The 16,055-nt window shown below is 67.6% G+C and carries 10 protein-coding genes; 7 read left to right on the top strand and 3 right to left on the bottom strand.

Annotated features, from left to right (window positions below):
• Positions 1-354: 354 nt before the first annotated feature.
• On the bottom strand, positions 355-2,661 hold the full coding sequence (locus tag QH168_RS07320; RefSeq protein ID WP_432421054.1) for an esterase-like activity of phytase family protein: 2,307 nt from the start codon (positions 2,659-2,661) through the stop codon (positions 355-357).
• 123 nt (positions 2,662-2,784) lie between these two features.
• The gene (locus QH168_RS07315) at positions 2,785-3,924 is read right to left on the bottom strand and encodes an alpha/beta hydrolase (RefSeq protein WP_280233740.1); all 1,140 of its coding nucleotides are present in this window, start codon (positions 3,922-3,924) and stop codon (positions 2,785-2,787) included.
• A gap of 634 nt (positions 3,925-4,558) precedes the next feature.
• Here QH168_RS07315 and aceA point away from each other — a divergent pair.
• The 3 genes from aceA (at position 4,559) to metE (ending at position 9,498) form a co-directional block, all read left to right on the top strand.
• Positions 4,559-5,848, top strand: a complete 1,290-nt coding sequence (gene aceA / locus QH168_RS07310) for an isocitrate lyase (protein ID WP_280233738.1) — start codon at positions 4,559-4,561, stop codon at positions 5,846-5,848.
• Positions 5,849-6,145: 297 nt separating this feature from the next.
• Positions 6,146-7,018, top strand: coding sequence for a 3-hydroxybutyryl-CoA dehydrogenase (locus QH168_RS07305; protein ID WP_280233737.1), 873 nt, complete (start codon positions 6,146-6,148; stop codon positions 7,016-7,018).
• A 161-nt stretch (positions 7,019-7,179) separates the two neighbouring features.
• Positions 7,180-9,498 (top strand): 5-methyltetrahydropteroyltriglutamate--homocysteine S-methyltransferase, encoded by a 2,319-nt coding sequence (gene metE, locus QH168_RS07300; RefSeq protein ID WP_280233736.1) that lies wholly within the window; start codon positions 7,180-7,182, stop codon positions 9,496-9,498.
• Positions 9,499-9,621: 123 nt separating this feature from the next.
• Here metE and QH168_RS07295 read toward each other — a convergent pair whose 3' ends face one another.
• On the bottom strand, positions 9,622-10,173 hold the full coding sequence (locus tag QH168_RS07295; RefSeq protein WP_280233735.1) for a TetR/AcrR family transcriptional regulator: 552 nt from the start codon (positions 10,171-10,173) through the stop codon (positions 9,622-9,624).
• 131 nt (positions 10,174-10,304) lie between these two features.
• On the opposite strand from QH168_RS07295, the gene QH168_RS07290 reads away from it, so the two are divergent.
• From QH168_RS07290 to QH168_RS07275, 4 genes are all read left to right on the top strand, one after another.
• Positions 10,305-11,618 carry a phthiocerol/phthiodiolone dimycocerosyl transferase family protein gene (locus tag QH168_RS07290; protein ID WP_280233734.1) on the top strand — a complete coding sequence of 438 codons (1,314 nt, stop codon included), beginning with the start codon at positions 10,305-10,307 and terminating at the stop codon, positions 11,616-11,618.
• Between the two features lie 343 nt (positions 11,619-11,961).
• Positions 11,962-13,635 carry a DEAD/DEAH box helicase gene (locus QH168_RS07285; protein WP_280233733.1) on the top strand — a complete coding sequence of 558 codons (1,674 nt, stop codon included), beginning with the start codon at positions 11,962-11,964 and terminating at the stop codon, positions 13,633-13,635.
• A gap of 116 nt (positions 13,636-13,751) precedes the next feature.
• Complete coding sequence (locus tag QH168_RS07280) at positions 13,752-14,804, top strand: NAD(P)-dependent alcohol dehydrogenase (protein WP_280233732.1); 1,053 nt, start codon at positions 13,752-13,754, stop codon at positions 14,802-14,804.
• A gap of 44 nt (positions 14,805-14,848) precedes the next feature.
• Entirely contained in the window at positions 14,849-16,027 is a 1,179-nt protein-coding gene (locus QH168_RS07275) for an AI-2E family transporter (RefSeq protein ID WP_280233731.1), read from the top strand.
• Positions 16,028-16,055: the final 28 nt, after the last annotated feature.

The raw sequence follows: 16,055 nt of genomic DNA, 5'->3' as shown, positions 1-16,055 counted from the left end.
GCCCGTCGAAGCGGGAGTCCCTGGTGGAGACCGCTCGGTAACAGTGTTCGAAGTCCATGGCCGTGATCGTCACGTCAACCACAATGACAGCTGCCGCCGCCCACTGCTAGCGGAAATCGGTCATTACCCCGGTGGGCTGGTAGATGTTTTTTAGTGTCTGTTGATGAGCTGCTATGCTTGCGGGTTCGGGGTTCAGTCCGCTGTCGCGTGCTGCTTCAGGTTGATAGTGGGGCAGATATTGACCTCCCAGTTATTTTTTTTGTTCCCAAGTGGGGGCCCCGGGGGGTTTTGTGTGGTGCCACACACCGGGGGGGGGGGCGTCCAACTATTCCCCGCCGCCCGCCGCGGAGGAACTCAGGAAAGTTCGACGCGCAACAGAACCGTTTCGCCGGTCGCGTCATCGACGCCGTCGTTATCGGTGACGACGTACAACCCGCCGTCACCGGCGACGGCCATGCCCTCCACCTTCTCCTGCACCCAGCCATTGGTGGCGGCCAGATCCGGCAGCAGATCGCGCACGCGGGTCTTGTCCACCACGGTGGGCGCCACGGTGCCGGTCACGCCGGGCTCGCCGGGAATCGCCACCCGATAGACGGCCTTGAGCGCGGCGTCCGGTCCGCTGAGCTTGTCGCGTTCGAGCAGCAGCAGCGCATCGCCGTCGACCGCGATCTCCGAGACGCCGATCCAGTCGCCCTCGGTGGAGGTGGTGTCGAGCTGGTAGCCGTACCACTGCCACTCGCCCGAGGCGGGGGAGTATTTACCGATCCGCGTCACACCCTTCGGATCGGACGCCAGCTCGCGCTGCAACACCACCCACACCGTCTCCTCGGCGCCGGAGCCCTGTACGGCGACGCCCTCCAGCCCGTATTTGCCCAGTTCGGCGCCGATATCCGCGGGCAGAGTGATGCGCTGTTCGACAGCGCCGTCCTTCGCCACCCGCACCAGGGCGTTGTCCGGGCCTTCCGCACCCTCGACCGCGAGATAGAAGCCGCCGTCGGTACGGGCGGCGATGCCCTCGATATCCAGGTTCACCGGCGCACCGTTGTCGGTGATCGCCAGCTCGGTGTCGATGACGGCGGGCTGGGTCGAGATATCGAGACCGAGGATTCTGGACGGGCCGTAGGCGGCGTCGGTGGCGGTGTAGAGACGGTCGGCGGCGGCCGGATCGGCGCTCAGCGCACCGAGCGCACCCCAGCCGATCGGTGCGCCGTTCGCGCCGTCGGCGGAGACGATCGAGGGGAACTGCGGCGTGCCCTCGTCCGCGAATCCGCTGCCGTACCCGAAGACCGTCACCGCGCCGCGCAGTCCCTTATCGGCCACGTCCTCCTCCGACGACACCGCGAGCAGATTGCGCGAGGGAATCGGCAGGATGCCCTCCGGGCCGACGTTCGTTGCCAGGATCTGCCGGAACTTCGGCGCCGCCGGATCGGCGACGTCGTAGACCGCGACGAAGTTGCCGCGCTCCGACCCCACCAGCACGACCGGTGTGCCATCCAGTTCGGTGACGGCCAGGCCCTCGGGCTCGGGTCCCTTCTTCTCGGCGCGCCCCTCGGCGTGCAGACCGGTGCGGACGGTCAGCTGCTCGAAGGAGTTGCCCGCATCCCACACCACCTCACCGGTGGCGGCGTCGAACACGGTCCAGCCGCGGCTGCCGCCCTTCCGGTCGCCCTCGTTGGCCACCGCGATATGGCCGTCACCGATCCAGCCGATGGCGTCGGGTTCGCGTGCGACATCCTCGATCGAACCGGATTGGTCGATGACGCCGTCGTCGGCGGTATCGATCCCGTCGACGCTCACCGTGCCCGCCGAGAACACCGTGCGCACCGTCGCGCTCGCCGCGTCGATGATGGCGATGCCGTTGTTCTCTTGCAGCGTCACCGCCACCTCGCCGCGCGAATTCATGCTCACGTACTCGGGTTCGAGGTCCTGTGGAGTGTCCAGCCCCGCCGCGCGGGCGGCGGCCTCGTCGATGCGGACCGGCCGTGCCGACCATTGGTCCGGTGCGCCGTTCAGGTCGAGGAGCTGGACGAAACCGGTCGGTGGCTGCGGGAGGTCGCCTTCCTCGCCACCGTCCGGGGTGAAGGTCTCGTCGCGCTGGTTCTCGATCGCGATGGCGGCCCGCGTGCCGTCCTTGCTCATCGCGATGGAATCGGGCTGGCCGCCGAGATCGATGCTGTGCACCTTGGTGCGGTCGCTGATCCGGACGATATCCACCCGGCCGGACGGCCGCGTGAAATCACCACCGCTGCTGTCGATCACGACCAGCACATGGTCACCGGCGACCGCGACCGAGGTCGGCTGATCGTCGGCGTGGCCGAGCTGTTCGAGCGAGATCGAACCCGCTCCGGTGGGCGCGGCCGGATCGGTGAGATCGAGGAAGCCGATGCGCTTACCGGGAGCGTCGGTGTAGATCAGGGTGTTGCCGTCCTCGGTGACGGCCGAGATCTCGGCGACGGTCTGTGTGCTCGGTGCGACACCTTCGGGAAGGTTGCCGAAGACCGGATAGGTGGCCAACCGGTGGTAGCTGGTCGCGGCATCGCGTTGCCAGCCGTCTGCTGCGGGTGGCCCCGCCGTGCCGTCATCGGTTCCGCAGGCGACCGCCGCCACCGAAACCGTTGCCACCGTGGCGAATAGCCATCGCCGTCTCATCCTGGCCACCATCGGCCCCTTTCCTGCTTGTCACGCCTTCTCGCCGAGCGAGAATTCCGGCGATCGTCGTCGAGTCGAATGACGCCGTGGTGACCGGAGGATGAATGCTGCGCGGAGTTTGCCGGACCGAACCGGTCAGGCGAACAGATCGCGTACGAACGGCAGCGAGTCCGGCAGGGAATCGTTGACGGCGCCGTCGTGACCGGTCGGGTAGGTGCGCAGCGTGACCGGTTCGCCCGCGGCGGCGAGGACGGCGGCGAAGCGCAGCGTCTGCGGGGTGATGACATCGGTGTCGCGCAGACCCTGGCCGAGGAACAGCGGCTTGTCGTAGCCCGATTCGGGCAGGCCCATGTATCGGCGCAGCAGACCGTGCAGATCCGGGATCTGGTTCAGCGGGCGGGCGAACAGATCGCCGACCACGACGTCGTTCGCGCTCAGTTCGTCACCGAAGGGTCCGATGCAGGCCTGCCGGGCGCGGGCGAGCCAATCGCGGCCCGAGTCGGTCAGATAGGACTCGATATCCAGCTCCGGATAGGTGGTGCGCAGACCGTTGAGGATGTAGAGCACATACGCGGTGGAGTGCGGGCTCAACTCGATCGGCGGCATTCCCGGACCGAGTGGCAGCGCGATGTCCTCGATGTAGGCGGGCACGCCGGTGCCGACCGCACCGCGATAGTCCAGTTCGGGGCCGCCGAACTCGGTGGCGTAGCGCGCGGTGAACACCGCGGCGCCACCGCCCTGCGACTGGCCGACGGCCACCCATTTGTTCGACAGCGAGTCGAAGTGCCGGGTCGCGGCCCGCACGGCATCGACCACATTGTGGGCCTCAACCACGCCGTTGAGATACGGATGCTCGCCGGGACCGCCGAGTCCGGCGTAGTCGGCGGCCACGATGGCGTAGCCCTGATCCAGCCAGGTGCCCAGATACTCCCAGTCCCGTTCGACCGCGCCGGGTCCGGCGACGCTGTAGGCGCAGTCGTCGCCGAGGCCGACGGTGCCGTGGGCCCAGGCAATGATCGGCCAGCCGCCCGCGGGCGCCGCGCCGGGCGGGAAGTAGACCGCGGCGCTGGTCTGCGTCGGGACCTCGCCCGCGCCGGTGGACGAATAGGTGATGCGGACCGAATCCACCGAGCCGGGCAGTGTCGCCGCCGACGTCAGCGGCTGGACGGAATCGACGATGCCGGTGCCGCTCGGTGCGGCCTGCGCACCGGGTGACAGCAGCGCCGCCGTGGCGCAGCCGGTGGCGATGGCGGCGATGAGCCTGGTGGTCCGCATGGCGCTCCTGTCTGAAGGACTCCGCGTCGTCGCGAGAACTGGACGATTGTCCTGGAGTCGGCTGCTATCGAGTGTGCCCGATCGGTCGATCGCCCATCGTGCCCGACCGGCCTTCACGCCGGTCTCGGTTCGCGCGATCGTCGGCGCGCCGCGTCGCGTGTGGCTCCGGGCGGTCGGATGATTTTCGGCGAATGGGCCGTGGTGTGCGGACGCATCGCAGCCCTCGACTCGCGGAACCCGCGTGTCGTCGCGTGACGGGTCGCACAATGCTGCGGCCGTAAGCCTTGTGAGTGTGCTCACAGCCCGGCGCGTCGGCTGGGCGGGGCGCGGGACCGCCGACCGATCTCAAACAGTACGGGCGTTACGCTAAAACCGCATGTCAGCACTACTCGCGAGTAGATTTCACGCTTGCAATTAGCCCGCAAATTTCGCAGAGTTAGCAAAGTGTGGGTGAAACCTAGCTGAGATTCACAGTTACAACAGGTAGACGGCTATTTCTGGATATGCCATCGTGTGGAAGTACACCCCTTGGGCCTAGCAAGCCTGCAAATTGCCGCTCCAGCAGTTCGAGTGAAACCACCTCGGTGGACCACGGACGGCGCGGCACCGACCGAACGAGGAAGTGGAGTCACAGATGTCGACTGTCGGCACCCCGAAGACCGCTGCCGAAATCCAGCAGGATTGGGACACCAACCCCCGCTGGAAGGGCATCACCCGCAACTACACGGCCGATCAGGTCGTCAAGTTGCAGGGCACCGTCGTCGAGGAGCACACGCTCGCTCGCCGCGGCTCGGAGATCCTCTGGGATCTCGTCAACAACGAGGACTACATCAACTCGCTCGGCGCCCTCACCGGTAACCAGGCCGTGCAGCAGGTCCGCGCCGGCCTGAAGGCCATCTACCTGTCCGGTTGGCAGGTCGCCGGTGACGCGAACCTGTCCGGCCACACCTACCCGGACCAGTCGCTGTACCCGGCCAACTCGGTGCCGCAGATCGTGCGCCGCATCAACAACGCGCTGCTGCGCGCCGACGAGATCGCCAAGGTCGAGGGCGACACCTCGGTCGCCAACTGGCTGGCCCCGATCGTCGCCGACGGTGAAGCGGGCTTCGGTGGCGCGCTCAACGTCTACGAGCTCCAGAAGGCCATGATCGCGGCCGGTGTCGCCGGTTCGCACTGGGAAGACCAGCTCGCCTCGGAGAAGAAGTGCGGCCACCTCGGTGGCAAGGTGCTGATCCCGACCCAGCAGCACATCCGCACCCTGACCTCGGCGCGTCTGGCCGCCGACGTCGCCGGTGTGCCGACCGTCGTCATCGCCCGCACCGACGCCGAGGCCGCCACCCTGCTGACCTCCGACGTCGACGAGCGTGACCGCGAGTTCCTGGACGGCACCCGCACCGCCGAGGGCTTCTACGGCGTGAAGAACGGCATCGAGCCCTGCATCGCCCGCGCCAAGGCCTACGCCCCGTACTCCGACCTCATCTGGATGGAGACCGGCGTGCCGGACCTCGAGGTCGCCAAGAAGTTCGCCGAGGCCGTCCGCAGCGAGTTCCCGGACCAGCTGCTGGCCTACAACTGCTCGCCGTCCTTCAACTGGAAGGCGCACCTGGACGACTCGACCATCGCGAAGTTCCAGAAGGAGCTCGGCGCGATGGGCTTCAAGTTCCAGTTCATCACCCTCGCCGGTTTCCACTCGCTCAACTACGGCATGTTCGACCTGGCCCACGGCTACGCCCGCGAGGGCATGACCGCCTTCGTCGACCTCCAGGAGCGCGAGTTCAAGGCCGCCGAAGAGCGTGGCTTCACCGCCATCAAGCACCAGCGTGAGGTCGGTGCCGGCTACTTCGACAGCATCGCAACCACCGTCGACCCGAACACCTCGACGGCCGCCCTGAAGGGCTCCACCGAAGAGGGCCAGTTCCACTGAGATATCGGCGTCGCCTCCGGCGACGCGGGGTTTGCGGCCCCTGATGGCTCGGATTTCCGCGCTCGCGACTCGTGACTTCGTCGCATGCGCTGCGAGCACGGAAAGCCGAGCCGGGCCGCAAACCATGATGGGTACCGACAACTCCATCGCGAGTCCTCTACCCCGGTAGGGGTGTACCGCCCTCCCGCCCGAACAGCCCCGGGCGGGAGGGCATCCCTATAACTTGATCAACTGAAGGTGCCGGTTACCACCGGGCGCCGACAACCCGACAGCCAAGACCTACCCCAGGAGCTGGACGTGAGCAGCGAAAAGATTCAACGTGTCGGTGTCATCGGCGCCGGACAGATGGGTGCCGGAATCGCGGAGGTGTGTGCACGGGCGCACGTCGACGTGCTGGTCTACGAGCAGACCCGGGAGCTGGCCGCCGCCGGTCGCGCGCGCATCCTGCGCTCGCTGGATCGCGGTGTGAGCAGCGGTAAGATCACCGAGCGCGAACGCGAGCAGGCCGCCTGGCGGCTGCGTTTCACCTCCGACCTGGGCGATTTCGCCGATCGCCAGCTGGTCGTCGAGGCCGTGCTCGAGGACGAGAAGGTCAAGACCGCGATCTTCTCCGAGCTGGACAAGGTCGTCACCGACCCGGACGCGGTGCTGGCCTCCAACACCTCCTCCATTCCGATCATGAAGGTCGCCGTCTCCACCAACAACCCGGAGCGGGTCGTCGGTATGCACTTCTTCAACCCGGTGCCGGTGCTGCCGTTGGTCGAGCTGGTCACCACGCTCAAGACCAGCGAGTCGGTGTCCAAGCGGGCCGAGGCGTTCGCCGCCGAGGTGCTCGGTAAGCAGGTCGTGCGTTCGGCCGACCGCTCCGGTTTCGTCGTCAACGCGCTGCTGGTGCCGTACCTGCTGTCCTCGATCCGCATGGTCGAATCCGGCTTCGCCACCAAGGAAGACGTCGACAAGGCCATGGTGCTCGGCTGCGCCCACCCGATGGGCCCGCTCGCGCTCACCGACCTGGTCGGCCTCGACACCGTCAAGTCCATCGCCGACTCGATGTACGCCGAATTCAAGGAGCCGCTGTACTCCGCCCCGCCGCTGCTCATGCGCATGGTGGAGGCCGGACTGCTCGGCAAGAAAGCCGGCGCAGGTTTCTACCAGTACAACAGCAAGTAGCAAGATGGCTCGCGTTTCGGCTGCCGTTGTGCGCGACGGACGGCGGTAGCGGAAACGCGAGTCGGCCTGCCCCGGCCCTACGGCGTCGGCTGATCTCGTAAGGTCGCACTCAGCCGCCCGCAGAAACCGCGGAGAGGCGGATCGAAGGGAGTATCCCGCTCATGGTCAACGTCACCGATGGTTTCGGGTCGAGCGTCCTCGGATATCCGCGGATCGGGCCGCACCGGGAACTGAAGCGTGCGCTCGAGGCGTACTGGCGCGACGCGATCACCCGCGACGAGCTGCTCGCCGTCGGCCGCGATATCCAGGAGCGTCAGTTCAGTGAGCTGGCCGCCACCGGGCTGACCCAGGTGCCGGGCAACACCTTCTCCTTCTACGACCACATCCTGGACAACGCGCTGCTGTTCGGTGCGGTCCCGGCGCGTTTCCGGGAGTTGCAGGAGGGGATGGATCCCCTCGACTTCTACTTCCTGATGGCGCGCGGACGTCCCGATCTGCCGCCGCTGGAGCTGGTGCGCTTCTTCGGCACCAACTATCACTACCGCCAGCCGGAGCTGGACGAGACCACCGAGTTCTCGCTACATCCCGAGGCGCTGCTGGACGAATGGGATCGCGCCATGGCGCGCGGGATCGAGCTGCGGCCGGTGGTGCTCGGCCCGATGTCGCTGCTGCTGCTGTCCAAGGCCGGGCATGTCCCCGGCGAATCGGGCGGCTTCGACACGCTGACGCTGCTGGACAAGCTGCTGCCGGTGTACGAGCAGCTGTTCGAGATCCTGGCCAAGCGCGGGTCCACCTGTGTGCAGCTGGACGAGCCGTGCTTCACCAGTGAACGGTCCGAATCCGAACTCGCCCTGTTCGAGCGCGCCTACGAGCGGCTGTCGAAGGCGCCGCTGCGTCCGCGCATCCTGGTGACCGGACAGTACGGCGATTTCGGTGAGGCGCTGCGGATCCTGGCGCGCACCAATGTCGAGGCCATCGGCCTCGACCTGGCCTCGTTCCGGATGCGCCCGGAGGATCTGGCCCAGGTTCCCGGCATCCGCCGCAAGCGGCTCTACGCGGGCGTGATCAGCGGCCAGAACGTGTGGCGCGCGGACCGCTATGTGACGTTGGAATACCTTAACGAACTGGCCGAGGTCTGCCCGGACCTGGTGGTCTCCACCGGCACCACGCTGTTGCACGTGCCCTACGACGTGCTCGCCGAGTACGACATCGAAGGCAATGTCGCCGACCGTCTCGCCTTCGCGAAACAGAAGGTGGGCGAGGTCGTTTCGCTGGCGAAGGCGCTCACCGAGGGGCCGTCGGAGAAATGGCGCAAACGCCCGACCGAGGTGCATTTCAAGCAGAAGCACGCGGTGCGGCAACGGGTCTACGCCATCACACCGCAGATGCGTGAGCGCGCACCGTATGCCGAGCGGCGTGCGGCCCAGCAGGCGAAGCTGAATCTGCCGCCGGTGCCGGCCACCACGCTCGGTTCGTTCCCGCAGACCGCCAAGATCCGTCAGGCCCGCTACGACCTTGGCGAGGGTCGGCTGTCCTATGACGAGTACCGCAAGCGGATCGAAGCCGAGATCGAGGCGACCATCCGGTTGCAGGAGGACATCGGTCTCGATGTGCTCGTGCACGGTGAGCACGAGCGCAACGACATGATCCAGTACTTCGCCGAACTGCTCGACGGCTTCGCCACCACGCATTTCGGTTGGGTGCAGGTCTACGGTTCGCGATGCGTGCGGCCGCCGATCATCTACGGCGACGTCTCCCGCCCGGCGCCGATGTCGGTGGACTGGATCAGCTATGCGCAGTCGCTCACCGATCGACCGGTCAAGGGCATGGTCACCGGCCCGGTGACCATGATCGCGCGGTCGTTCGTGCGGCAGGACCAGCCGTTGTACGAGACCGCCGATCAGGTGGCGCTGGCCATCCGCGATGAAGTGGTGGATCTGGAACGGGCCGGGATCTCGATCATCCAGGTCGACGAGCCCGCCATCCGCGAACTGCTGCCGCCGCGACCGGACGGTCGTGCGGAGTACCTGCGTTGGGCGGTCGGTGCGTTCCGGCTGGCGACCTCCGGCGTCAAGCCGGAGACCCAGATCCACACGCATATCGGGTATTCCGGTCGTGCCGAGGTGGTGGAGGCGATCGAACAGCTCGACGCCGACGTCACCGCGATCGTGGCCACCCGTTCCATCGAATGGGTGCTCAAGGCGCTCACCGACGATTGCGCCTCCGGGCACGGTCTCAGTCACGGTGTCGGACCCGGTGTGTACGAAAGCCGTTCGGCGCGTATCCCCGATATCGATGAGCTGGACGAACTGCTCACCGCCGCGGCCGAGGCCGTCACGCCGCAACGGCTGTGGGCGAATCCGGATGGTGGTCTGAAGACCCGGCACTACTGGCAGTTGGAGCCTTCGCTGCGCAATATGGTCGCGGCGGCGCGGCGGGTGCGCCGGCGCGCCGAAGCGGAAGCGGCTGCGGCCGAATAGTCGACACGGCAGGGCCGCCTTCCCATTCGGGGAGGCGGCCTTTGTCGTGCGCTGCTACCGCTGTGGGCAATCGAATGCCGCGGCGAGTTCACCGGGACCGCACGCCCATGATCGACGGAGATCTCACTGTGGTGGCGAGATCCGCTCGGTGAGGGTGCGCAAGCCGGCGGTGAGTTCGTCGGGTGCGGGGACGCCGTCCGGGTTGATCACCCACTGGATCAGTAAGCCGCAGATCAGGGTCTGGAGGACCGCGCCGACGGCGTCGTCGCCGTTGCCGAACCGGGCCAAACCGCGGCGGGCCCGGTCCTGCCCCTTGCTGACCTCTGCCCGCAGTTCGGGGGAGTGCAGCACCTGGGCGAGGCTTTCCATATTGGCCGACCACAGGCTCGGATTCGTGCTGAACGAGCCGATGAGCGCGGCCAGGAAGGCGTCCAGCCTCGCGGTCGGATCGTCGGGGTCTTCGGCGGGCAGCGAATCGAGGATCTGCTGTACCGCGTCACCGCTGGACTCCATCATCGCCTGGTAGAGCAGTGCGTCGCGGGTGCCGAAGTGGTAGTTGATGGCGGCCAGGTTCGTACCGGAGGCCGCGACGATATCGCGCACCGTCGTGCGGGCGTAGCCGCGTTCGGCCAGGCACTTCTTCGCCGCGTCGAGTAGATCCTCGCGTGTTCCCACCGCCGTACTCTAACAGCTTTCGTACGGATGTTTGTTACAGGTGCTTCAAACGATTGTCAGTGACAAATGTTTGAAACATCTGTACGTTGAGGCGTGCAGGTCGGACCCACGTACGGAAACGAGATCCAACGATGAACGCGCAACGCCCGCTCTCACACTTCGAAACCACCTACTTCGCCGCCGAGGCCACCTTCGGCAGCATCGTCACCGGAGGTATGCCGCTCTACATCGGATCGACTGTCACCGGCCGTGTGGACGAACGGATACTCCGGCTCGTGCTCGATGAACTCGCGGCCGCGCATCCGCTGTTGCGCAGCCGGGTGGTGTTCGATGCGGAAGGCAACGGGCACTTCGTCGTCGATGACGAATTCCGGCCCCGACTCGAGGTGTGCCCCGGTGGTGCGGGCGAGTACTTCCGGCTGGTCAACGAACGACCCACCTGGTCGGACGGGCTGTTCTCGGCCCGTGTGCTGCGCGAGGGTGATCGCGAGCAGCTCGTGCTCGCCATCCATCACGGGATCGCCGACGGCAGGTCCGCTTTCGCATTGCTCGATCAGCTGTGGCGACACTACGCCGCGCATGTGGCCGGTTCGCCGATCCCGCGCGTCGTCGAGCACGATCTGCCCCCGGCGGCCGATGCGCGGATGGCCGACGTCATCGATGACGACACCATGGCGGCCTGGCTCGCCACCGTATCCGCGCAGGTGGCGGCGGCCGGGCCCGATGCGGCTCCGGCCGCGCTGCCGCACGATGGAAGCGAGGCCGACGGTCCGCGCGGTCGTTTCGCGATGCTGCGCGTCGAACTCGATCCGCATGACACCGTGGCGCTCATCGAATCGGCCCGCGCGCACGATATTTCGGTCAACAGTCTGTTCAGCGCCGCCGCGCTGGTCGCGCTGCGCGCGGTGTTCGACGCGGACGGCCCGCTGCTGCTGACCATCGGGCACGCCGCCGATGTACGCGCGCAGGTGGTGCCACCGCTGCCGAGCGCCACGGTCGTGAACTGGGCCTCCGGCGTCGGAACAGGGCATTCGGTGGATGAGGGCGCGGATCCTTTCGAGCTGGGGCGAGCGGTGGAAGCGGGGATGCGGGACTGCCTCGATCGGCGTGAGCACGCGATCGTTTTGCTCGCCGGACAGCGGACCGGCGACGACCCGGTGCTCGCCGCCGTCCTGTGCGCCAAACCCTCGCTCGTGGTGTCCAATATCGGTCGGCTGCCCGCACATTCGCTGCCCGCCGAGCTGACCTTCGTGCGCGACGACATCTTCGCGATGTCGTCCGGTATGGCACCGAAGATGACGGTCTTCACCGTGGGCGATCGGATGACCGTTCAGGTCGAATTCGATACCGCGCTGTACAGCGGGGTGCGGCAGGAGCGGTTGCGGACGGCGTTGGTGCAGTCGCTGCGCAATGTCGGCGTCGAGGCGGGAGCTCCGCATGGGTGAGTGATGTCACTGCGGGGCCTGGTGCGGCTGCTGCTCGCGTCGGAACGACGCGGGCAGGCATCGCCCAGATCGCCGCAGGGACACCGAAACCGGCCAGTCCTGATGAGAGGGTGTAGTCGGACCGTGGCGCGCAAGTGTCGCTGTCGGACCGAGCGCGCGACCGCACGGATGGGGTAGGGTTGCGGAGGTTCTGTGCGCTGATCGTTCGCGCACGTCCCGAACTCCGTCGTGGATATCAAGCTTTCGCGCCGGTCATCGCGGCGCTGCCACCATCGGGTGAGGACTCCTGTCCTGCGCGACGCTGCGGTCTCGCTCCGATGCCGGAAAGGCACCCACTATCTCCATGTCCGATACACCTTCTGTTGCCGTGCCCACCTCCTCGTTCGCCGAATTCGGTGTGCGGGCCTCGCTGGTCGAGGCGATGAACGCGGCCGGTATCACCGGCGCGTTCCCCATCCAGGCCGCCACCCTGCCCGACACCATGGCCGGACGCGATGTGCTCGCGCGCGGTAAGACCGGCAGCGGTAAGACCCTCGCGTTCAGCATTCCGATGGTCGAACGGCTCGCCGGGGCCACCAGTGCGCCGGGCCGGCCCGCCGGGCTGATCCTCGCGCCGACCCGGGAACTGGCCACCCAGATCGCGGCCACCGTCGACATGCTGGCCCGTCCGTGCGGGCTGCGCGTGGTCACCATCTTCGGCGGGGTGCCGGTGAACCGGCAGACCCGCGAACTGCGCGCGGGCGCCGATATCGTCGTCGCCTGCCCCGGCCGACTCGAAGATCTGATGCGCCAAGGCGTCGTCGCGCTGGATGCCGTGCAGATCGCCATCCTCGACGAGGCCGACCATATGGCCGACCTCGGCTTCCTGCCCGCTGTCACCCGCATTCTGACCGCGACACCCGCCGACGGGCAGCGGCTGCTGTTCTCGGCCACCCTGGACAACGAGGTGGACCGGCTCGTCAAGCGGTTCCTGCGCAAGCCGGTCACCCACTCCGTCGATACGGCCGCGAGCCCGGTGCCGACCATGACCCATCACGTCTTCGAGGTCGACGGCGCCGATGCGAAGAAGGACCTGGTGCGCGCACTGGCCTCCGGCACCGGCCGGCGCATCCTGTTCATGCGGACCAAACACCATGCCCGCAGGCTCGCCAAGCAGCTGACCGCCTCCGGGATTCCGGCCGCGGATCTGCACGGCAACCTCTCCCAGGCCGCCCGTGACCGCAACCTCAGCTCCTTCGCCGACGGTTCCACCCGGGTTCTGGTCGCCACCGATATCGCGGCCCGTGGCGTGCACGTGGACGACGTCGAACTGGTCGTGCACGTGGACCCGCCCGCCGAACACAAGGCCTACCTGCACCGTTCGGGCCGCACCGCTCGCGCGGGCGGTTCCGGTGACGTCGTCACGGTGGTCCTGCCCGATCAGCGCAAGGATGTCGCCATGCTGCTGCGCAAGGCCGGACTGACCGTCGCTCCGCAGCGTGCGAGCGCGAACTCCCCGGCCGTGACCGCCCTGGTCGGCGCGATCGCCGCACCCGAGCACCGTGCCGCTGCGGCCGATGATCGCGCGGACAACCGCGGCTCCGGCGCCCGTGGCGCGCGTCGCGGCAACCGCCCGGCCGCGAACCTCACCGAGCATCGCGGGGGTGGCGCGGCCGTGTCCGGACGCCGCAACGGCGGTGCGCGCCGCGGCCGCCCTGCGGCAGGTCGCACCACCACAGAGCACCGGCTGGACGGGCGCCGTTCCGCCGACCACGGCAACCGTTCCGCCGGACAGGGCAACCGTTCGGCCGGACAAGGCCAGCGTCGCGACAGTGCCCGTGGTGCGGGAGAAGCCCGCCACACCGACCGCACCCACGACACCGGAACGCACCGCGCTCCCGGCCGCCCCGACCGACCCACCCAGTCGCGCGGCCACAACTCGCGAGGTCACAACACCGGCACCCACCGTCCGTTCGAGGACGCCGCCCCCGCAGGCGCTCGCCAACGCTCCCGCCGCGTCACCCGCCCGGCGGGCTGATATGGCTGCGGCCGCGGCAGGTCGATCACAGCGACCTGCCGGGCCGACGCCGGTCAGGACGGCACTATCGGGCACAGGGTTGGCAAACCCTTGTATGCGACGGTAGGCATGGACGCATGAGTACTGCTACCGCTTACGCCATGGCCGGACCGGACGCGCCGTTCGAGAAGGTCGCCATCGAACGTCGTGAGCTGGGTCCGCACGATGTGCTGATCGACATCAAGTACGCGGGGATCTGTCACTCCGATATCCACACCGCGCGCAACGAATGGGGTGGTGCGAACTATCCGTGTGTGCCGGGCCATGAGATCGCGGGGATCGTCGCCGCGGTCGGTTCGGCGGTGACCAGGCACAAGGTCGGCGATCGGGTCGGCGTGGGCTGCATGGTGGATTCCTGTGGGGTCTGCCCGGCCTGCCTGGCCGGTGAGGAGCAGTACTGCACCGGTGGGTCGACCATGACCTACAACACCACGGTGCCGGAGTCGGTGCAGCCCGGCGGGTTCACCCTCGGCGGCTACGCCACCCAGATCGTGGTGACGGAGAATTTCGTGCTCGCCATCCCGGACGGCATCGACCTCGACGCGGCCGCCCCGCTGCTGTGCGCGGGCATCACGCTGTTCTCCCCGCTACGGCACTGGAACGCCGGGCCGGGCAAGAAGGTCGCCATCATCGGTATGGGCGGTCTCGGGCACGTCGGGGTGAAGATCGCCGCGGCCCTCGGCGCCGAGGTCACCGTGCTCAGCCATTCGCTGAGCAAACAGGACGACGGCAAACGGTTCGGCGCGCACCACTACTACGCCACCAGCGATAAGCAGACCTTCCGCGATCTGCGCGGCAAGTTCGACCTGATCATCAACACCGTATCGGCCGATCTGCCGATCGATTCGTATCTGCGCCTGCTCGCCCTCGACGGCACCCTGGTGATCCTCGGCCTGCCCGAGCAGCCGCTGTCGGTGCGTCCGGGGACGCTGGCCGGGTACCGGCGCTCGCTGTCGGGTTCGATGATCGGCGGAATCGCCCAGACCCAGGAGATGCTGGATTTCTGCGCCGCGCACGGCATCGCCGCCGAGATCGAGGTCATCGCCGCCGACGAAATCGACGGCGCCTACGACCGGGTGGTCGCCAGCGACGTGCGGTACCGCTTCGTCATCGACGCCGCCACCATGTGACGCGTCGAAGAGTGCCACCGCTGGCACGTGGGTAATTTGGCGGGGTGGCTGCCGAGGAAGACCGAACACAAGGGGACAGGGCCGATTCCGCGGGCTCGATGAATCCACCACCGTGGCTGTTGCGTGCGTTCCTGCTCGCGGCGGCGACGGTGGCCGGGTTCGTCGCGGCGTTCTGGCTGCTACAGCAGTTGCAGGGATTGCTGACGGTGCTGATGGTGTCGCTGTTCCTCGCCTTCGCCATCGAGCCGTCGGTGAACTGGCTGGCCAGGCATGGCTGGCGGCGCGGCCCGGCCACCGGCGTCGTGTTCCTGACGCTGCTGCTCGTGGTGGTCGCGTTCGTGTGGACGCTGGGATCGCTGCTGGTCGAACAGGTCACCACGCTGGCCGAGAACGCCCCGCACTATGCGGACGAGGCGGTCGACCTGATCAACAGGACCTTCAAGACCGAGATGTCCGGCGACGATATCGAGTCCTACGCCACCGAGTGGAGTTCCAGCCTCGAGGGTTACGCGGTGGGATTGGCCGGCAATGTCTGGGGCATCGGAACGACCGCGGTGGCGGCGCTGTTCCAAGCCCTCGGCGTGCTGCTGTTCACCTACTACTTCGCCGCCGACGGCCCCCGTTTCCGCAATGCGGTCTGCTCACTGCTGCCGCCGAGCAAACAGCGTCATGTGCTGCGGGCCTGGGATATCGCGGTGGAGAAGACCGGCGGCTACATCTATTCGCGCGGGCTGCTCGCGCTGGTATCGACGCTGGCGCACTACATCATGCTTCGGGTGTTCGACGTACCGTCGGCGTTTGCGCTGGCGCTGTGGGTCGGGGTGGTCTCGCAGTTCATCCCGACCGTCGGCACCTATCTGGCCGGTGCGCTGCCGGTGGTGGTCGCCGCGGTCAACAATCCGCCCGACGGCCTGTGGGTGCTCGGCTTCATCATCCTCTACCAGCAGTTCGAGAACTATGTGCTGCAACCGAGGATCACCGCGACCACCCTCGATATGCATCCCGCCGTCGCCTTCGGCGCGGTCCTCGCCGGTGCCGCCATCCTCGGGCCGACCGGCGCACTGCTGGCGATACCGGTCACCGCCACCTTGCAGGCCTTCGCCGGCGCCTATATCCGGCGCTACGACGTGGAGGTTCCCACCGGGGACGCCCCACCACCGCTGCCCAAACCCGAACGGCCGCACCATCGGCTGATCCGGTTGCGGCGCGGCCGGCCCGGCTGATCCGCGGTCGATCATTTCCGCAGTTCAC

The organism is Nocardia cyriacigeorgica (genome assembly GCF_029868385.1).
Classification (GTDB): domain Bacteria; phylum Actinomycetota; class Actinomycetes; order Mycobacteriales; family Mycobacteriaceae; genus Nocardia; species Nocardia cyriacigeorgica_F.
This window is presented reverse-complemented; position numbering and strand designations above follow the sequence as displayed.